18 protein-coding genes, 1 tRNA gene and 1 pseudogene are annotated in these 18,920 nt (G+C 39.4%); 13 read left to right on the top strand and 7 right to left on the bottom strand.

The window, feature by feature from the left end:
- Positions 1–172 precede the first annotated feature (172 nt).
- Together H4J63_RS11070 and H4J63_RS11065 are read left to right on the top strand one after the other, a co-directional pair.
- Complete coding sequence (locus H4J63_RS11070) at positions 173–916, top strand: sporulation protein (protein WP_024599167.1); 744 nt, start codon at positions 173–175, stop codon at positions 914–916.
- 74 nt (positions 917–990) lie between these two features.
- Positions 991–1,440, top strand: a complete 450-nt coding sequence (locus H4J63_RS11065) for a GNAT family N-acetyltransferase (protein WP_024599166.1) — start codon at positions 991–993, stop codon at positions 1,438–1,440.
- A gap of 79 nt (positions 1,441–1,519) precedes the next feature.
- Here H4J63_RS11065 and H4J63_RS11060 read toward each other — a convergent pair whose 3' ends face one another.
- The 6 genes from H4J63_RS11060 to H4J63_RS11035 form a co-directional block, all read right to left on the bottom strand.
- Positions 1,520–2,875, bottom strand: a complete 1,356-nt coding sequence (locus H4J63_RS11060) for a sodium-dependent transporter (RefSeq protein WP_182196585.1) — start codon at positions 2,873–2,875, stop codon at positions 1,520–1,522.
- Positions 2,876–3,078: 203 nt separating this feature from the next.
- Positions 3,079–4,371 (bottom strand): ATP-binding protein, encoded by a 1,293-nt coding sequence (locus H4J63_RS11055; RefSeq protein WP_182196583.1) that lies wholly within the window; start codon positions 4,369–4,371, stop codon positions 3,079–3,081.
- 19 nt (positions 4,372–4,390) lie between these two features.
- On the bottom strand, positions 4,391–5,095 hold the full coding sequence (locus H4J63_RS11050; RefSeq protein WP_182196581.1) for a response regulator transcription factor: 705 nt from the start codon (positions 5,093–5,095) through the stop codon (positions 4,391–4,393).
- A gap of 25 nt (positions 5,096–5,120) precedes the next feature.
- Positions 5,121–5,504, bottom strand: coding sequence for a DUF3019 domain-containing protein (locus tag H4J63_RS11045; RefSeq protein WP_024599162.1), 384 nt, complete (start codon positions 5,502–5,504; stop codon positions 5,121–5,123).
- Positions 5,494–6,276 (bottom strand): MipA/OmpV family protein, encoded by a 783-nt coding sequence (locus H4J63_RS11040; RefSeq protein WP_259365611.1) that lies wholly within the window; start codon positions 6,274–6,276, stop codon positions 5,494–5,496. The genes H4J63_RS11045 and H4J63_RS11040 overlap by 11 nt, the downstream gene beginning before the upstream one ends.
- Positions 6,277–6,753: 477 nt before the next feature.
- Positions 6,754–7,557, bottom strand: coding sequence for a hypothetical protein (locus tag H4J63_RS11035; RefSeq protein ID WP_024597864.1), 804 nt, complete (start codon positions 7,555–7,557; stop codon positions 6,754–6,756).
- Positions 7,558–7,669: 112 nt separating this feature from the next.
- On the opposite strand from H4J63_RS11035, the gene H4J63_RS11030 reads away from it, so the two are divergent.
- Positions 7,670–8,824 (top strand): serine hydrolase, encoded by a 1,155-nt coding sequence (locus tag H4J63_RS11030; protein WP_182196576.1) that lies wholly within the window; start codon positions 7,670–7,672, stop codon positions 8,822–8,824.
- Complete coding sequence (locus H4J63_RS11025) at positions 8,821–9,321, top strand: histidine phosphatase family protein (protein ID WP_182196572.1); 501 nt, start codon at positions 8,821–8,823, stop codon at positions 9,319–9,321. Before H4J63_RS11030 ends, H4J63_RS11025 begins: the two co-directional genes overlap by 4 nt.
- Before the next feature lie 80 nt (positions 9,322–9,401).
- Here H4J63_RS11025 and yhbY read toward each other — a convergent pair whose 3' ends face one another.
- Positions 9,402–9,698: a ribosome assembly RNA-binding protein YhbY gene (gene yhbY / locus H4J63_RS11020; RefSeq protein ID WP_182196569.1), complete on the bottom strand. Its 297-nt coding sequence runs from the start codon at positions 9,696–9,698 to the stop codon at positions 9,402–9,404.
- A gap of 88 nt (positions 9,699–9,786) precedes the next feature.
- Here yhbY and rlmE point away from each other — a divergent pair, with 88 nt between their 5' ends.
- From rlmE to H4J63_RS10975, 9 genes and pseudogenes are all read left to right on the top strand, one after another.
- Positions 9,787–10,416: a 23S rRNA (uridine(2552)-2'-O)-methyltransferase RlmE gene (rlmE, locus tag H4J63_RS11015; protein WP_182196567.1), complete on the top strand. Its 630-nt coding sequence runs from the start codon at positions 9,787–9,789 to the stop codon at positions 10,414–10,416.
- Between the two features lie 66 nt (positions 10,417–10,482).
- Positions 10,483–12,426: an ATP-dependent zinc metalloprotease FtsH gene (gene ftsH / locus H4J63_RS11010; protein WP_033012255.1), complete on the top strand. Its 1,944-nt coding sequence runs from the start codon at positions 10,483–10,485 to the stop codon at positions 12,424–12,426.
- A 78-nt stretch (positions 12,427–12,504) separates the two neighbouring features.
- Entirely contained in the window at positions 12,505–13,353 is an 849-nt protein-coding gene (gene folP / locus H4J63_RS11005) for a dihydropteroate synthase (RefSeq protein WP_024597869.1), read from the top strand.
- Positions 13,350–14,699, top strand: a complete 1,350-nt coding sequence (gene glmM / locus H4J63_RS11000; RefSeq protein ID WP_024606173.1) for a phosphoglucosamine mutase — start codon at positions 13,350–13,352, stop codon at positions 14,697–14,699. The genes folP and glmM overlap by 4 nt, the downstream gene beginning before the upstream one ends.
- A gap of 71 nt (positions 14,700–14,770) precedes the next feature.
- Positions 14,771–15,520 carry a triose-phosphate isomerase gene (gene tpiA, locus H4J63_RS10995; protein WP_182196564.1) on the top strand — a complete coding sequence of 250 codons (750 nt, stop codon included), beginning with the start codon at positions 14,771–14,773 and terminating at the stop codon, positions 15,518–15,520.
- Position 15,521: 1 nt separating this feature from the next.
- Positions 15,522–15,875, top strand: a complete 354-nt coding sequence (secG, locus tag H4J63_RS10990) for a preprotein translocase subunit SecG (protein WP_024597872.1) — start codon at positions 15,522–15,524, stop codon at positions 15,873–15,875.
- A gap of 79 nt (positions 15,876–15,954) precedes the next feature.
- A tRNA-Leu gene (locus H4J63_RS10985) sits at positions 15,955–16,039 on the top strand.
- A gap of 198 nt (positions 16,040–16,237) precedes the next feature.
- The gene (locus tag H4J63_RS10980; RefSeq protein ID WP_182196561.1) at positions 16,238–17,863 is read left to right on the top strand and encodes a methyl-accepting chemotaxis protein; all 1,626 of its coding nucleotides are present in this window, start codon (positions 16,238–16,240) and stop codon (positions 17,861–17,863) included.
- Between the two features lie 129 nt (positions 17,864–17,992).
- A pseudogene (locus H4J63_RS10975) lies at positions 17,993–18,920 on the top strand (IS4 family transposase); the annotation flags it as partial.

Raw genomic sequence — 18,920 nt, 5'->3', positions numbered from 1 at the left:
ATTACTTGCCCCGCCACGTATAAAAAATGCACATTAAACACGTATTTAATCGTAAATAGTATGTAAATAACATTTTTTCACTGACAACCGCTTTTAAATATGGTTAAGATGCAATAACGAAGAAGTTTAAGCTGGAGCAAATAATACAGCCGCTCAGCTTAAGGAGAGGTATATGTTTAAAAAGATTTTAGCGTCGGTAGGTATTGGTGCTGCAAAGGTAGACACTATTTTAGAAACTGAACACCTACAACCAGGTCAACTTTTTAACGCACAAATAGTCATTACTGCAGGTGATGTGAGCCAAGATATTTCAGGTTTAGATTTATTATTAATGACTCGTGTTAAAGTTGCAGGTGATAATGGCGATTATTTTACGAATCATGTGATTGAGCAATGGCGAATTACAGATATAGGTACAATTGAGCCTGGCGAAGTTAAAAATATCCCTTTTGAAGCGCGTCTTCATTCTGAAACTCCTATTACAGAAATTAATGCAGGTTATAATCAATCACATGTATGGCTAGAAACAGGCCTAGATATAGACTTAGCACTTGACCCAACAGATAAAGATCATTTACACATTTACCCTAATGAAGCGGTTAAAACGTGTATGCAAGCGATGGAAAAGTTAGGTTTTAGTTTAATGAAAGCTGACGTAGAAAAAGGTCACTTACGGGCTTCAACTTTTCAGTCATTATCTGGATGCTATCAAGAACTTGAGTATAAACCTAATAGCCGCAGCTTATTTGGCATTCAGGAGATTGAATTATCGTTTGTACCAGAGGCACATAAAACACATGTGCTTATAGAGCTAGACAGAGCCTTTAAAGGCGATGGTTATGTAGATTTGACCATAGAGCACGATCATGTGAATTTATCGCAGCTGTGTGATCAGCTAGAGCGATTATTTACTTAGTATAAGTTAACTAAGCTAGCGAGTGATTTTAATAAACCCAGCCTAAGCTGGGTTTTTTGCCTATAGGATTTGATATGCAGTTTAAATGTGAGCAGTTTGACGCTCTTGATACACAGACTCTTTTTACTATTATGCGGGGGCGTGTTGATGTGTTTGTTGTAGAGCAGGAGTGCCCTTACCCTGAACTTGATGATGTAGACATTGCTTTAAATACACAGCATTTATATACATTGAGTCATGGGCAACTACAAACTTACGCGCGATGCTATGAAAAAAGTGCACAATACAGCGCAATAGGTCGCGTGCTAGTAAGTGAAAGCGCGCGTGGCAATGGGTATGCTACTTTACTTATTACTGAAGCTATAGACTGCTGTAAAGCACAATGGCCTGAGCGAGATATTTATATAGGTGCACAAACTTACTTGCTTGATTTTTACCGCTCTTTTGGCTTTGAAGATTATAAAAGTGAATATCTAGAGGACGGTATCCCTCATCAAGATATGATTTTAAAACTCTCTAAATAAATCCAATTTAAGCAGCTATAAAAAAAGCCCACTAATGTGGGCTATTTTAATTTAAGACTATTTAAGGTTAAGGTATTATTTAGCTCAAGAGTGAGTGTAAAAATACCATACCAATAGCAAGTGGACACACAAACTTGGTATACCAAGGCCATATTTTCCAAAACAATGTGTTATGGACCTCAGGATTACCTTCTTTAATTGCTTTAAGTAATGAGCCTCTGTACCAAATCCAGCCTACAAATATACAACACATCAGGCCAAGCAAAGGTTGAGCTACTTTTGTAGTTAAAGTAATCACTAAGCCAAATAAGCTGCTAAGGTTACACACAATTATAATGCTAACGATAGCAATTAAAGCTCCAATCAACCAGGTTGCCTGAACGCGTTTTATCCCAAAGCGCTCTACAGTGTATGATACTGGCGCCTCTAACATTGAAATAGATGACGTTAAAGCGGCAATACTCATTAACGCAAAAAATGAAAAGCCCACAAATAAGCCAACTTCGCCCATTCCATCAAATAAAGCAGGGAGTACCTGAAATACTAACGTATCTTCAGAGAGTAGTTTACCCGTTGTGGCAGAGAATATTTCAACGCCTTGAGCTTGTGCTACATACATAGCCGGAATAATCAGTAAACCCGCTACAAAAGCTATAAATACATCAATAAGGGTTACATAGGCACCTAAAGAAACAAGGTTTTCTTTTTTACTAATGTACGAGCCATAAATAATCATTACGCTAGTACCTAGCGATAAAGAGAAGAAAGCTTGTCCTAGCGCACTCACTAATAATTTTGCGTCAAAAATAGATGAAAAATCAGGAACTAAGTAAGCCTTTAAACCTTCCATTGCGCCATCTTGGGTCATTACATAAGCAATAAGTGCAAATAAAATACCTAAAAGAGCAGGCATTAAGCGTTTCGACCATTTTTCAATACCATTCTCAACGCCTCTACTGATAATAGCGACAGTTAGTACAATAAAAACCATAGTGAATATAATGTTTCGGGTAAGCGATTGCTCACTTAGCCATGTCGATGCTGTGTCGGCACCAACAAGAGTAGCTATGGGTTCAGCTGTAGCGCTGAGCATCCAACCAGCAACAATGGCGTAAAAACTTAATATAAAGCCAGCACATAAAATACCGCCAAAACCAACAATAAAGGCAAAGTGTTTTTGCCATGGCTTATTAGATATTTTTTGAAGTGATGAAACCGCGTTTGCTTGGCCATGACGACCAATCATAAGTTCAGCCATTAAAGCGGGGTAGGCTAAAAAGAACGCAAGCACTAAATATGCGACTAAAAATGCAGCACCGCCATTACTTGCTGTTTGTGTAGGGAATCCCCAAATATTGCCCAAACCAACGGCAGAACCCGCGGCGGCCATAATAAAACCAAAGCGAGAGCTAAACTCGCCTCTAACTGCGCTCATATTATTGTACTTCTCTATTGTGTGACGGCGCTGACAATCTACTGGAAATGTTAAAAAATAAAAAGTGCTTATTTGCTGATCTGGCACAATTTAATAAGTAAATGCGTGTTATAACCATCGATTTTAATTATTGTTATCGGGTCGTTTAAAATAACGAGTTGATTTTGTTTAATAATTGTTAATTACAGTCTGTAACTATTGCTTTACGAATTGTGATGCTGTGCAATAGTGAGAGTAAAACACGCACCACCTAGCTGTGTACTTTTACTAACTTTAACACTGCCATGATGCCAGTCGGCTACTTTTTCAACAATAGCTAGACCAAGGCCGTAACTTTTATCAGCTCTGTTACGGTGAGCCTCTTCTCTAAAAAATGGACTAAATACGTTGCTAAAGTTTTCTCGAGCTATGCCAGGGCCGTCATCTTCTACCGTTATTATAAGCTGTTGTTCGTGTAACTTCGCACTTAAGTAAATATGTTGGTTTGCGAAATCAGAGGCATTAGTTAATAAATTGGTAATTGCACGAGCAAGCCAGTGAAGATCTGCATTTATTATTTTATCGGTACTATTGAGCTGTACACTAAGCATTTGCATTTCAAGCTTAGGTGCAAGTTGCACTAAAATATCTTCAAGGTAGGACTTAATGTTTGTTGATGAATAGGTCAGCTTATTAGCATTTTGCTCTAAAGTAGCAAATGCTAAATAGCTACTAAGCATCGATTCCATATGGTCTAAATCATTTTCCATACGGGTTAAATACTGTTTTATTTTTTGCTCATCATGGCTATCTAATGCCGCATCTAAACCAAATCGCAGGCACGCGATAGGGGTGCGTATATCATGAGATAAGCTTGAGGCCATTAGCTTGTTTTCGGCGACAAGCTTCTCTATTTGGCTGGCCATGCGATTAAAAGTAAGCTCTACGTCTTTTATGTAAGTAAAATGCGATACTTTTATTCGGGCTTGAACATTACCTGAGGCAAACTTTTTAGCGGCTTCATTTAACACGGTTAATCGTTTAGCTAAGGGCGCAATAATAAACCCCATAAATACACATAAGCCTGCGTAAAAGAGTAAGGTTAATATAATATCGTTATGTTGCTCGCTATCAAAAATTTTATCTAAACGCATTGATAAGTGAAAAGGATTTAAAACAGCGCTGCTATAAAGCATATAAAAGCCTTGCTGATCTTCTAAAATCAGCCCACCCGGCGTATGCATTTGTAATAATAAAGAAGGCGGTAAAGCAAGTGATTCATTAGGCTTGTAATCAATTAAAACATCAAACTCTAGCGCCAGTTTTTTTACATAATCGCTGCGCTCAGATGTGGGTATGTTAGCTAACTGCTTGCTAAAACCCATGATCATTTTACTTTGCTGACTAAATTCATCCTGTGGGGTATGCGCTTGTTGACTAAAAGCATCAATAAGCCAGCCCAATACCACAATAGATAAAAGTGCACTGCCTAGAAGCGATATATAAAACTTTTTCATTTATTTATTCATCACTTTATTACCACGCAGTAGAAACAAGTAAATATCCACGGCCCCAAATGGTTTTAATTTTTTCAGGGTTTTGTGGCTCATCATTAAACTTTTTACGAAGTGCAGAAATAAGTACATCAACACTTCTATCAAGCCCATCATACTCTCTGCCTTTGGTTGCTTTAAATACAGCGTCGCGAGAGACTACTTGCCCTGCGTTACTCGCAAGGTAGTGAAGCAGTAAATATTCAGCACTTGATATATTTACGTCTTGCTCGTTAAGTTTTACATTTCTAGATTCAGTATCAATACTAAGCGCACCAACATTAATAACACTTTCGTTAACGTGTGGCGTATTTGGCTCATTTTTTTGGCGAAGGGCTGCTTTTATACGCGCTAGCAATGCACGAGGACGCACAGGTTTCATTATGTAGTCGCTTGCACCTACTTCTAGACCAATAACTTCATCCATTTCTTCATCGCGTGCAGTGAGCATTATGATAGGCGAATTATAAAAACTACGAAGCTCTCTACATACGCTTATACCATCTTGCCCTGGAAGCATAATATCTAGGAGCACGATATTTGGATTTAATGTTTTGACTTGGCTAATTACTTCGTCACCTCTGTGACAAACATGCGTTGTGTAGCCTTGCTCTGTTAAATATTCAGCAACCCATTGAGCAAGAGATACATCGTCTTCAACGAGTAAAATAGTGCCGTAGTTATCCATGAAAATATCCTTAATGCGATTGGTATTAAAATAGTCGCCAGCGGCGCTTTTTTTGCCTGTTTTGATATACCCATTGAAGCTTTACTTCGGCAACACTAATTATTTTAGATGTATTGCTGTCAAATAGTTCAAATGAAATACTTTGCTGTGAATCAAATGCATAATTAAAAGTACCGCTCTGTTGCTTGAGCCAACATTGCATTATGTACTTTGAGGTGGCGTCACGTAGGCAGTAATTACCAATGATAGGTTGCTCCCACGTTAGCGTAACGTCAGCATAGCAATTTCGCCCTTCGCGAAGTGCAACGCACGTGTCGGGTAGTGCTATGAGTGCTTCAGGAGGTTCCTGAGCTTTAACAGTAAAGGTACTGGGGAAGATCAGTAATACACAGATCCATCTAAAATACATAACGTAGGCCTACCTTGGCTTTATGTTGATATCCTTGGGAAATAATTGGGCTGTCGTCAATTTCTTTAGAAAACCATGTGGTAAGCCAGCCGGATAAAAACACCCAATCTTGGCTTATTGGGTACTCAGCATGGAACTCAAAAATAATACTGGTACTGGCATTACTGCTGTAAATAGGGCGAAGGCTGGTGGCTTCATCGCTATCAATGCCAAAATAATAATTAGTAAAGTCAGCAGAGTAGGCGCTTAAGCCAACACCCGATCTAAACTCCCAGTTTCGCCATGGCAAAATGTGACTAAAAAAGCTGTTTATAACCCAGCCATTGTGCGCGCCAGATACATCATGAAGGTATTCAAAAGAGAATTGAGAATTTTCAAATCGACGAGAAAGTCGAAGGCCGACGTCAAAGTCGTAATTACGTTTTTTTATACCTTGGAGTTCTTGTATAACACCGTGGTTATAAAACCCTAGGCCTTTTTCGTCAAATCCAGCTTGAGTATTTGTGCCTAATATATCTAGGCCCCAATCAAATTTATCTATAAGACTGTAGCCTATTACAAGGCCGCCACTGAGCTGATTGTGATCGAAATCAAGGTAAAATTTATCGTAGGAAACAGCAAGACTTAAATCGAGCTCAACGCCTTTGTCGTAAGACTCAATGCCGACAAGGTAAGAATCTTCAATATAAAAGCCCGCGCCAGCACTCCAATCCCACGCAAAGCCTTGGGTTGGCTCTAACGTATTATCTGCATAATAGCGGTTACTTGCCATACTCGATGTGCTAAAAATGCAGCAAAAAAGCAGTGTTATGCTCAGTAAAGTATGGTTAAGCAAAGCGTTTCTCATCCCTTAGGGCCTAATTATTATTTGTTATTAACCGTAGTATATTGTTAATTCGTTCCTTTAATCTGTAAAAAAATGTAGTAAGTGTTAGGTCTGTTGATCTTTCAAGGTTAAATTTGCAGCAGTCTGTTTGGTATTTAGGCAAGGCAGAGCCTATACAGTGTGGTTATTCCCCATAAATAGGCGATAACGTAGCATTAATACCAAACAGGCGCTGCCCAAAGGGTGCTTCCTTGGGGCTATTTACTCTTTGTTGCTCGGTTTTTACTTATTCTTACATGGATGTAAGCCAGTAGAATAACGCAGGAGCAGTTATCGAGCCCACTAGGTTACAAATCTCGCGCCGCGATTAAATAGCCCCTAGTTTGAACAAATTTTAATCAGTAAAGATCAAGAGACCCTAATTTACTGAACTTTAATTTTATCGATTAATATACTGCTCAAGTAAAACTGCATCATAGGTGTTAATGCACTTACTTCTGTTCTGTTACATGGACCGCTAAGTTTGGTAAGACTAGATAGTTTTGACAACGTTTTGTACTGAGGGATTTGAATGTCTTTCCCAAGTCTTTCAATGCGAGCTTCATCAGTGTTTTGTTGATGAACAAAAGCGACAACCTCAAGCTCATTAGTTATTTTTTGCTCTTCGGTAAAATTGTAAATTAGCGGCTCGCGATGAAAACTAGCACTGTCGATAGATGATTTAGCAAACCAAACAACATCACCCGATGACTTGTGCGTAAGACGCATACTAACTTGTGCGAACATAGCTGCGCACTGTTGGGTTGGATATTGTTGTGCAACATTTGAATATAAAGTAAAAGGATTCTCTGGTTGCTTTATTGCGTACTTGGTATCGTCTGTAAAAGTTAAATCGAGTTGCTGAATTGTCAGTGTATAGTCGCTGTTATTTTTAGTTGTCACTTTTAGTTGTTTATCATTCAGTGCTTGGCTAATTTGCGATAGAAGTTTATCGGTCACGCTCGCTTTATCGGTAATGATTTTTACTGTCTGGTTTCTAACTACTTTATGTGCAGGAAGTTGAACCGATTTAACTTTTGGAGATGAGTGCTCTGTAGTGTACTCAAGCTGATAGGTCTGACTTTTTAATGTTGGCTTTAACGGCATAGCCAATGGCTCGGCTGGCTGCTTTGTAATAGCACAACCAGTTGATAATAATATAAAAAGTGACACAACTAAAAAACGCATAAGTACTAAACACCCGCTAAAAACCAAATAATCGTCGTATTGTACGTTAGTCCAAACAAAACTTCATGATATTATCTGCGCAGATGTGGTTAAAAAGATAAAATTTATAAAAATGAAGTATCTCAACTCTTTATTGTATAGCCTACCTGCTTTGTGTTTGTTGTTTAGCTCTGTGGGTTTTGCGGCAAAAGCGGATCCTGATTGGGATGCATTTGTAAAAAAATACGGCCGTTACGCACAAAAAAAATTAAAAAGTAAAGGTATACCTGGTGCAGCGCTTTCGATTGTAAGTATAAACAACTCAGACTACATCCACACTATGGGCGTAACTAAAACACGAAATGGACAAAAAGTTAATAAGCATACCCGCTTTAGACTTGCGTCTGTTTCTAAGACATTTGCAGGCTCGTTATCAGCTAAATTGGCTGCTAACGGCCTACTGGAGTTAGATAAGCCTGTTAGTGATTACATACCTGATTTTAAAGGAACTGTATATGAAAATGATTTAAAGGTGTTTCATCTTTTAAGTCATTCAAGCGGGTTAGTTCCTAATGCATACGATAATTTAATTGAATCTCGTATGGATTACCCCGGTATTGTTGAAAAGCTACTTAGTGTCAAACCAATTTGTAAACCTGGTGAATGTTATGGCTATCAAAACGTTATGTTTAGCCTTATAGGTGATGTGATATTACAAAGCACCGATACAAGTTACAAACAGTGGTTAAAAGAAGCTATTTTTGAGCCATTGAAAATGAATGATGCGAGCTTAGGCTTTGAATCAATGACGAATGACAAAAATTACGCGCTACCACACGTGCGTGGTAAAAAACGTTGGTATAGCGCTAAGCTTAAAAAAAATTACTATAAAGTGAGCCCAGCAGCCGGTGTAAATGCGAGCGCAAGTGATATGGCTATTTGGCTAAAAGCGCAGCTGGGCCAATACCCTGATGTTTTGTCATTGGATACTCTCGCAAAACAAACACGCCCTTATACGAATACAAAAAAAGAAATGTATCGTAGGGTGTGGAAAAAACACCTTAACGAAGCTTATTACGGGCTAGGTTGGCGCGTTTATAACTATGCTGATGAAACGCTTTATTATCATAGTGGCTGGGTGCAAGGGTATAGAAGTGATTTGGTTGTGTTTCCCCACTTAAATGTTGGTTTTAGCTTAATAGTTAACGCTGAAACCGGCGTAATTAATGAACTAACGACTGAATTTATCGACAGGCTATTAGAGTACAAACGGGGTAAAAAAATATGAATAAAATAATATTAGTAATCACTTGTTTAGTCATATTATCTAATAGTAGTTTGGCGCTTGCGGCACCGGATAAAATATATTTGTTTCGTCATAGCGAAAAATTAACGGGCAAAAATCCAGCGCTCTCAGAGGTGGGAAAGGCACGTGCAAATAATTTAGTTACTTTTTTCAAAGAGTATCAAAATATACATATTTTCAGCAGTAACTATAAACGCACGTTACAAACAGCGGCCCCTTTGCAGGCATATTTTAATACCGACGTAAATGTGTATAACGCAGGTGAGCTAAGTAATTTAAAAAAAGAGTTACTAAAACTAAAAGGTGTAGTTGTTGTTATAGGGCACAGTAATACCACATCGCAACTAGCCGAGCTGCTTTCGAATGAAAAAGTGCCAGCTATGAGTGAAACACAATTTACTCAGTACTTTATATTGAATAAGAAGCCGAGGAGTAATGGTAGCGAATATGATTTAACCCATCATAAAATGAGCTTTTGATTTAAAACGTTAAATAATAAAAAACCAGCATTAAGCTGGTTTTTTCAATTTGAACGCACTAAATCCTTTAACAGGAATAATTAGTTACGAGGTAAATGTATTTTTTTCTCAACGCTTTGACGATAAAGCACAATAGTGTGACCTATCGTTTGTAGCTTAGTCGCACCAGTTTCACGTACGATTGCTTCAAAAATTAGTGATTTTGTTTCACGATCGTCAGTTGGAACTTTAACTTTGATTAATTCGTGAATTTCTAATGCACTTTGAATTTCTACTACTACGCCTTCGGTTAAACCGTTAGAACCTAGTAAAACTACAGGCTTAAGGCTATGTGCCTGACCTTTTAAAAACTGCTTTTGTTTGTTTGATAATGTCATGTTTATACAAATTTTGCTGAATATGGCTTGAATTAAGGGTATTCTAACGCCATCTAAAGAATATTACTAATTAGTTGCGTGTTAATTTATGACAAATAAAAAACAGTCAGCCAGTTCACAGCGATGGCTGAAAGAACATTTTGATGATAAATATGTTCAAGAAGCGCAAAAAAAAGGCTGGCGTTCCCGAGCGGTTTTTAAATTAGATGAAGTACAAAACAGAGATAAAGTACTTCGCCCTGGCATGACCGTTGTTGATTTAGGGGCAGCGCCAGGAAGTTGGTCTCAATACTTGGCTGAAAAAGTAGGCGACAAAGGTCAAGTAATTGCGTGTGATATATTACCAATGGATTCACTTGCGGGCGTTGACTTCTTACAAGGTGACTTTCGTGAGGAGGCTGTACTAAATGCGTTGTTAAAACGTATTGATGGTAAAAATGTTGATGTGGTACTCTCTGACATGGCACCAAATATGAGTGGCAATAACTCAGTAGATCAAGCAGGTAGCATGTATTTGGTAGAACTTGCGCTAGATATGTGTAGCCAAGTACTAAAGAAAAATGGCGCATTTATTGTTAAAGTTTTCCAAGGCGAAGGCTTTGATCAATACTTGCAAGATGTACGTAATAGTTTTAAAGCAGTGAAAATACGCAAACCTGATGCCTCACGTGCCCGTTCTCGGGAAGTATATATAGTAGCGACTGGATACAAACTGTAGTACAGTTGCTTGGCGTTTAGTTGAACTTAAATTAATTGGATACAAGAGGTTAACCCCTTGAGCGATATGGCGAAAAATTTAATACTATGGCTGGTGATTGCAGTTGTGCTGATGTCAGTCTTTCAGAGCTTTAATGGCGGCGAGCAAGTTGATCGTCAAACTAGTTACACTCAATTTGTTAAAGATGTCCGTAGTGGCTCTTTACAAGAAGTTATTATTGACCGTGGTACAGGTAATATTACTGGTACTAAGAGCAGTGGTGAGCGTTTTCAAACAACGATGCCAATGTACGATGAAGATTTAATTAATGACTTACTTAAAAATGATGTAAATGTGAAGGGTGTACAACCTGAAGAACAATCATTTTTAGCAAGTATATTTATTTCTTGGTTCCCAATGATACTCCTTATAGGTGTGTGGATATTCTTCATGCGTCAAATGCAAGGCGGCGGCGGTAAAGGCGCTATGTCATTTGGTAAGAGTAAAGCTCGGTTAATGAGCGAAGACCAAATTAAAACAACGTTTGCCGATGTGGCAGGCTGTGATGAAGCGAAAGAAGACGTTACTGAATTGGTCGACTTTTTACGTGACCCATCAAAATTTCAAAAGCTTGGCGGTAGTATTCCAAAAGGCGTACTTATGGTTGGTCCTCCAGGTACTGGTAAAACGCTACTTGCAAAGGCAGTTGCTGGTGAAGCAAAAGTACCGTTTTTTACAATTTCGGGTTCAGATTTTGTTGAAATGTTTGTGGGTGTTGGTGCATCACGTGTACGTGATATGTTTGAACAAGCTAAAAAAGCGGCGCCTTGTATTATCTTTATAGATGAGATTGATGCTGTTGGTCGTAAACGTGGTGCTGGTATGGGCGGCGGTAACGACGAGCGTGAGCAAACACTTAACCAAATGCTAGTAGAGATGGATGGCTTTGGTGGTAACGAAGGTATAATCGTTATTGCAGCAACTAACCGACCAGATGTATTAGACCCTGCATTACTTCGTCCAGGTCGTTTTGACCGTCAAGTTGAAGTAGGTTTACCTGATATTCGTGGTCGTGAGCAAATACTTAAAGTACACATGCGTAAAGTGCCATTAGGCGATAACGTAGAAGCGGCTCTTATAGCACGTGGTACTCCAGGTTTCTCGGGTGCGGATTTAGCAAACTTAGTAAACGAAGCTGCGCTTTATGCTGCACGTGGTAATAAACGTGTTGTAAGTATGGCTGAATTTGACGCTGCTAAAGACAAGATCATGATGGGCGCAGAGCGCAAGACCATGGTGATGAGCGAGCAAGAAAAAGCAATGACTGCGTACCACGAAGCAGGCCATGCAATTGTTGGTCGTATGGTGCCAGAGCATGATCCAGTTTATAAAGTATCTATTATTCCACGTGGCCGTGCGCTGGGTGTAACAATGTACTTACCAGAACAAGATCGTGTTAGCCATTCAAAAGAGCTTTTAGAATCAATGATTTCTAGCCTTTATGGTGGCCGTATTGCTGAAGCGCTTATTTACGGTGCAGATAAAGTAACAACGGGTGCAAGTAATGACATTGAACGAGCTACAGATATAGCGCGTAAAATGGTTACGCATTGGGGTTTAAGTGAAAAACTAGGTCCGTTACTTTACGCTGAAGATCAGAACGAAATGTATATGGGTGGCGGTGGTAGCCGTTCATCTAGCATGTCAGACGATACAGCTAAAATAATTGATGCAGAAGTACGTTTATTTTCAGATCGTAACTATCAAAGAGCAGAAGAAATATTAAAAGAAAACATTGATATTCTTCACTCAATGAAAGATGCATTAATGAAATACGAAACTATTGATGCTAAGCAAATTGATGATTTAATGGCACGCCAACCAGTGCGTGAGCCGCGTGATGCACATGACCGTCATGAAGCAAAACCGGTAAAAGCGGAAGAACCTCAAGAGCCAGTAGTTGATGAAAGTCAAAATACTGACGATTCATCAAAAAAAGATGAAACAAACCTTGATGATAAAGCTGAATAATCGTTAAAATAGTAATGAAAGCCCCGAACTTCGGGGCTTTTTTGTATCAGCTATTTAGAAAAAGAATAAAGGTTGGCAATGACTAGCATACTAAAGCTTCCGAGAGGGCGTACGCTTAATCTTGAAAAGCCCGTTATTATGGGGATATTAAATGTAACGCCGGATTCGTTTTCTGATGGTGGGCAGTTTTTAGAACCCAAAATAGCGCTAAAGCGCGCTATGCAATTATTAGATGACGGTGCGACAATTTTAGATATAGGGGGCGAATCTACTCGCCCTGGCGCGCCAGATGTCAGCTTAGAGGATGAACTTTCTCGAGTAATCCCTGCTATTAAAGCGATACGTCAGCACAGTGATTGCGCTATTTCAATTGATACCAGTAAAGCACCGGTAATGGAGCAAGCAATACTCGCAGGGGCAGACATAGTTAATGATGTAAGAGCTTTACAAGAAATAGACGCCTTAGAAACGGTTGCGCAGTATGAAGATGTAGCAATTTGTTTAATGCATATGCAAGGGCAGCCCCGCAGCATGCAATCGGCACCTCATTACGATAATTTGTTTGCAGATATAAATATGTTTTTTAGTGAACGTATTAAAGCATGTGAAACAGCTGGGATTAAGTTTGAACGACTTATTCTAGACCCAGGTTTTGGATTTGGAAAAACGCTTAGTCATAACTATCAAATATTGGCTAGGTTTGATGATTTTAATAAGTTAGGTTTGCCATTATTGGCCGGATTATCTCGTAAATCGATGATAGGTAATTTATTAAATAGAGATACAAATGAACGGTTAGCGGGCAGCTTAGCGGGTGCGTTAATCGCAGCGCAAAATGGCGCAAAAATTATTCGTGTACATGACGTAAAAGAAACCGCAGATGTACTTGGTGTATATCAAGCCTGCGAACAAGGAATTTCACAATGAAAGAAAGAAAATATTTTGGCACCGATGGCGTGCGTGGACTTGTAGGCGCTGCTCCTATAAACCCTGAGTTTGCAATGAAGTTAGGCTGGGCTGCTGGACGTGTATTATCACAAAGTGGTACTAAAAAAGTAATTATAGGTAAAGATACACGTATTTCGGGCTACATGCTTGAAACCGCACTTGAAGCTGGTTTAATCGCCGCCGGTATTGATGTTGTATTATTGGGCCCTATGCCTACACCTGCTGTAGCCTACTTAGCTCAAACATTTCGTGCAGAGGCAGGAATTGTAATTAGTGCTTCACATAATCCGTATTATGATAACGGTATTAAGTTTTTTAATGGTCAAGGTCTAAAGCTCGATGATGCAGTAGAACTTGAAATAGAAGCAATGCTTGATGAGAAAATGACGTGTGTTGCTTCAGATAAATTAGGTAAAGCATCGCGTTTAGTTAGTGCGGATGGCAGGTATATAGAGTTTTGTAAGAGCCAGTTCCCGCAAGGCCTATCTTTAGAAGGTCTTAAAATTGTTGTCGATTGCGCAAATGGCGCTACTTATCATATTGCACCTTCTGTTATGCGTGAACTTGGCGCAGAAGTAATGACACATGCATGCGAGCCTAATGGCGTTAATATCAATCATGAATGTGGCGCTACTCACGTAGATGCCCTTAAACGTAAAGTGCTTGAACTTAAAGCCGACGTAGGTATTGCATACGATGGTGATGGTGACCGCGTAATGATGGTTGATCATAATGGCCGCGTTTTTGATGGTGATGATCTGGTTTATATTATTGCTTGCCAAGCAGCCCAAGATGATAATTTGGGTGGTGGTGTAGTTGGCACTGTTATGTCTAACATGGGCCTTGAAAATGCTTTAAAAGCAAAAGGTATCGAGTTTGCTCGCAGTAAAGTAGGGGACCGCTATGTTATGGAGTTACTACAGCAAAAAGGCTGGAAAATTGGCGGCGAAAGCTCAGGCCATGTACTTAATCTAGATTTAATTAGCACGGGTGATGGCATTATATCAAGCTTGCAAGTACTGGCTGCTATGGTTGCACAAAATCGTACATTACAAGATTTAGGTGCTGGTTTTACCAAGTATCCAATGAAAATGATAAACGTGCGTTATACCGCTGGAACTGACCCTACAAAAGCACCTGAAGTACTTTCAGCTGTAGCAGAAGTCGAGCTTGCTTTAGGCGATAAAGGCCGTGTTTTACTGCGTAAATCAGGCACTGAACCTGTGGTTCGTGTTATGGTTGAAGCCGAGCAAGAAAAAATTGTAATAGACAGCGCTCAAAAAATTGCAGCTGTTGTAGAATCTATGAGCAAACAAACTGATTAATAACAATAACCTCTTGTAACTTTGGGCGAGAAAAGTTAATATCTCGCCCGCTTTCTAATGTGGAGTGGATAATGGCAATACGCAAGGCGATGGTCGCAGGCAACTGGAAAATGAATGGCTCTTTAGAGTTAGTTAAACAAATGTCTGACGCCATTAACGATGTAAAATCACAAGAGATGGACATTGTTTTATTTCCTCCATACCCACTTGTATCTGCAATGGTAGCTAGCGGTGTTTCTACAGGAGCTCAAACTGTTTCTGAAAATACACCTGGCGCATTTACTGGTGAAGTTGATGCGCAGCTTATAAAAGATTTAGGTGCAACTTACGTACTCGTTGGTCATTCTGAACGCCGCAGTATTTATAACGAAAGTAATGCAACAGTCGCTGAAAAGTTTGCTAGGGCACAGCAAGTTGGTTTAACACCAATTTTATGTGTAGGCGAAAGCGAAAGCGAGCAAGAGAACGGTCAAACCGAACAAGTAGTTGCTGCACAAATTGATGCAGTAATAGAGGAATTAGGTGTAGCAGCACTGAAAGATTCTGTGATAGCATACGAGCCCGTTTGGGCCATAGGCACAGGTAAGACTGCATCGCCAGAGCAGGCACAAACTGTTCATAAATTTATCCGTGACAAAATTGCATCACTTGACAGCAATTTATCACAAGGGCTTACCATCTTATACGGTGGTAGCGTTAATGAAAAAAATAGCGAATTATTATTTGCACAAACAGATATAGATGGCGGCTTAATTGGCGGCGCAAGTCTAAAGGCAGAGTCTTTTACTGCAATCTGTAAAAGTGCAAAAGGGACTGTATAAGATGTACGAAATTTTATTAGTAGTTTATTTAGTTGTGGCTTTAGCTTTAGTTGGAATGGTTTTAATTCAACAAGGTAAAGGCGCAGATATGGGTTCTTCATTTGGCGCTGGTGCATCAGGCACTGTTTTTGGTTCGTCAGGTGCTGGTAACTTTATGACAAAAACAACCACAAGCTTAGCAACGGTATTTTTTGTTTTAAGCATTGTGTTAGGAAACCTAACAGCTGGTCAAATTAAAAAGACCGACGAATGGGAAAACCTAGAAGCAGCTCCAGCAGTAGAAACAGTAGTTCCTGTTGAAGAAGATGTTCCAGTAACATCTACAAAAGAGCAAAGCTCTGAAGTACCGAACTAATTTAACGTAAAGCTATCGTTAAACGATTTATCTTCCTCAAATAAGTCACATGTTTAACACCTGAGCGAAAGTTTAAAATGCGGATGTGGTGGAATTGGTAGACACGCCACCTTGAGGGGGTGGTGCTTTAGGGCATGGGGGTTCAAGTCCCCCCATCCGCACCAAATTTAGAAACCAGTAGCAGTGATGTTACTGGTTTTTTTGTATCTGTAATTTATTGTGATTGTTTTTTGGACAGTGTGTGGTTGTTGTTAAATAATCCTTCTATTTGTTAGAAAAAACTAGAAATATTACAAATTTAGCTCACACTTATAGATATCACGCCGATAATAAATATAGACAATAAAATAAGGTAGCACAGTATGGCTTCAGGCTTCTCTTTTCAAAACCTAAGCATAACAAAAAAAATACATGCAATAACATGCATTGCGGTAGTGGCTTTTATAGTGATCGTATTGATAAACTATTTAGCTATGAATGATAATAAGGTTTCTCTCGATGAAATGAGTAACTCATCGTATAAAGTTGTAAAAATAACGTCGCAAAACGTAGGGCTTTTAGAAAAACTTGATGAACTTTATACCCAAGCGGTTACGTTTGGTGAGCAAGACCTTATCGTTAAAGCAGACGAGGTATATCAAACTTTAGAGTCTAATATTACCTTAATAACGCAGCTTAATAACTCCTACATTAATAACGATATTATTAATGAGTTGTCAGATTATGAAAAAATATCCTCAAGTATTGCTACAGGTATGGTTAACGGTACTGCTGATTTTAGTAAGATTCAGCAACAAGCGCAGCTTAAAACAAGTTTATATGGATCTGTTTTAGAAAGTTTTAAAGGCGCTCAACAAAAAGCGGATAATCGTTTTTTTGAACTGGTTGCCAACACTAAAGCGCGCTCTGATGAAGCATTAACTCTAATGTTAGCTGTATCCATTATTTCATTAATTTTATTATTGTTTATGGCTATTTGGATTGCTAAGAATATAGGTTCATCTGCGAGTGATGCAGCTAACAACCTTAGTTTATTAGCAAGCGGCAATGGTTCTTTAAGCACACAGCTATCTGTTAACTCAGAAGACGAAATTGGCCAAGTCTCTATTAATTTTAACGCATTTATTTCCTTACTAAGAGAAACAGTTCTTGAAGTTATTGCTGTATGTGAGCCTTTAGTGGAAAACTCAACACGACTAGTTCAAGGTATGGAACAAGCTGAGCGTGCTACAACAAAGCAAACCACTGATGCTGAAATTGTTAAGCAATCTATGGAAGAAATGAAGCAGAGTGTTGGTGATATATCAGAATCTGCAGCTAACGCTTCTCACGCTGCTGAAACGGCCGAGAAAGAAGTTGAACAAAGTCGTACACAAGTACAGATGTCAGTTACCGCTTCTCGTACGCTCAGCGATGAAATTAATCGAGCTGCAGGGACTATTAATAAGCTTGCGGACGATACAAAAAATGTATCGCAGATTTTGAATGTAATTACGTCTATTGCAGATCAGACAAACTTACTTGCTCTTAATGCTGCTATTGAAGCTGCACGAGCAGGTGAACATGGAAGAGGCTTTGCTGTAGTGGCAGATGAGGTTCGTGAACTGGCTTCTCGCACTGCACATTCTACTAATGAAATACGTGAACTATTGGGATCATTAACGACTGCCGCAAATGAATCTGTAGCTGCTATGACTTCAGCACGTGATATGGCAACAGATAATGCTACAGCCGCAGAAAAAACAGGTATTTCAATAGAGAAAATCGCAGAGCAAATGTTAGAAATTAATGGTATGAATTCGCAGATAGCAGCAGCGACTGAGGAGCAAACATCCGTAGCTGCTATGGTAGTAGATAATGTTTCAAATATGCATGTATCGTTCGAAGATACTATGGACTCTTTACTAGCTGTACGTGATGTAGCTAAAAATCTACACTATTTATCTGATAACCTATTAGATGCAACAGCTAAGTTTAGAATTGAGTAGGGCTTAGTAAGTATATAAAAAAACCACCCAAGGGTTAACACCGATCAGTTAAGGTATTTTTGATCGGTTGACCGATCTTTTGGTTGCTTCACAATACCCTTATCATCTTTTGATTATGAGGGTATTTTTATGCTTAGTCATTGGTTCCTTGATACGGATATATTCGCCACTCCTGACTCTTTATCTACATTTCAGAAACATATCCCTCTTGAGTGGATTTCTAATGTGCTCGAGCAGACAGATAAAGCAAGTATTCGCAAACGTAAGTTACCTGCTGAGCTTGTCGTCTGGCTTATCATTGCAATGGGTCTTTTTCGCGACAGATCTATTAGTGACGTTGTTGAGAAGTTAGATTTAACACTCACTGATACCCTGGGCGATACGATTGCTCCAAGTGCTATTCCTCAAGCGAGACAGCGCCTGAGTAGCAACCCCCTCCAAGCCTTATTTCACCTATGTGCAGCCCATTGGACACAAGAAGATGCTGATGATACGTGGTATGGACTCCGGTTATTTTCTGTCGATGAAACGCAATTTCGTGCACCTGATACACCTGCTCTTGCTGAGCACTTTCACTATATTAAGGACAGTAAAAACCGTCATACAGAATATCCTATTGTACGCCTATGCGCCTTAAGCTCCTTGCGTAGCCGGTTGATACACCACGTTGCCTTCGGGCCCAGTTATCAAGGTGGGGTGAACTACGCAAAGCAGTTATTTAGTCATGTAAGTGATAACAGTCTAACTATTTTTGACCGATGTTATCTCAGCGTTGAGCTACTGATTAATTGCCGTAAGCAACACCCACAGTCGCACTGGATGGTCCCGATTAAAAGCAACACGCAATACACCGTCATTAAATCTTACTCTGAGCATGACTTCAAAGTAGAGTAGAGATGAGTGTATCTGCGCATGCCAGAAAACAAGGCTCTTCGCTTCCTGAGTGCTGGCAGGCCAGACTGGTTCTTTATCCTGAGCCAATGGGGCCTGGAAAAATAAAAGGTCTGCTGTGCTCTTTGGATGATAAACAGGCTTTTGGTGCACAGGCCATTCTTGA

The sequence above is a fragment of the Pseudoalteromonas sp. 5Ae-yellow genome (assembly GCF_014077565.1).
Lineage (GTDB): Bacteria > Pseudomonadota > Gammaproteobacteria > Enterobacterales > Alteromonadaceae > Pseudoalteromonas.
This window is presented reverse-complemented; position numbering and strand designations above follow the sequence as displayed.

Coding starts and splice junctions, on each gene's coding strand:
- H4J63_RS11070 (WP_024599167.1), top strand. CDS start 173: ATGTTTAAAAAGATTTTAGCGTCGGTAGGTATTGGTGCTGCAAAGGTA.
- H4J63_RS11065 (WP_024599166.1), top strand. CDS start 991: ATGCAGTTTAAATGTGAGCAGTTTGACGCTCTTGATACACAGACTCTT.
- H4J63_RS11060 (WP_182196585.1), bottom strand. CDS start 2,875: ATGAGCGCAGTTAGAGGCGAGTTTAGCTCTCGCTTTGGTTTTATTATG.
- H4J63_RS11055 (WP_182196583.1), bottom strand. CDS start 4,371: ATGAAAAAGTTTTATATATCGCTTCTAGGCAGTGCACTTTTATCTATT.
- H4J63_RS11050 (WP_182196581.1), bottom strand. CDS start 5,095: ATGGATAACTACGGCACTATTTTACTCGTTGAAGACGATGTATCTCTT.
- H4J63_RS11045 (WP_024599162.1), bottom strand. CDS start 5,504: ATGTATTTTAGATGGATCTGTGTATTACTGATCTTCCCCAGTACCTTT.
- H4J63_RS11040 (WP_259365611.1), bottom strand. CDS start 6,276: ATGGCAAGTAACCGCTATTATGCAGATAATACGTTAGAGCCAACCCAA.
- H4J63_RS11035 (WP_024597864.1), bottom strand. CDS start 7,557: ATGCGTTTTTTAGTTGTGTCACTTTTTATATTATTATCAACTGGTTGT.
- H4J63_RS11030 (WP_182196576.1), top strand. CDS start 7,670: ATGAAGTATCTCAACTCTTTATTGTATAGCCTACCTGCTTTGTGTTTG.
- H4J63_RS11025 (WP_182196572.1), top strand. CDS start 8,821: ATGAATAAAATAATATTAGTAATCACTTGTTTAGTCATATTATCTAAT.
- yhbY (WP_182196569.1), bottom strand. CDS start 9,698: ATGACATTATCAAACAAACAAAAGCAGTTTTTAAAAGGTCAGGCACAT.
- rlmE (WP_182196567.1), top strand. CDS start 9,787: ATGACAAATAAAAAACAGTCAGCCAGTTCACAGCGATGGCTGAAAGAA.
- ftsH (WP_033012255.1), top strand. CDS start 10,483: ATGGCGAAAAATTTAATACTATGGCTGGTGATTGCAGTTGTGCTGATG.
- folP (WP_024597869.1), top strand. CDS start 12,505: ATGACTAGCATACTAAAGCTTCCGAGAGGGCGTACGCTTAATCTTGAA.
- glmM (WP_024606173.1), top strand. CDS start 13,350: ATGAAAGAAAGAAAATATTTTGGCACCGATGGCGTGCGTGGACTTGTA.
- tpiA (WP_182196564.1), top strand. CDS start 14,771: ATGGCAATACGCAAGGCGATGGTCGCAGGCAACTGGAAAATGAATGGC.
- secG (WP_024597872.1), top strand. CDS start 15,522: ATGTACGAAATTTTATTAGTAGTTTATTTAGTTGTGGCTTTAGCTTTA.
- H4J63_RS10980 (WP_182196561.1), top strand. CDS start 16,238: ATGGCTTCAGGCTTCTCTTTTCAAAACCTAAGCATAACAAAAAAAATA.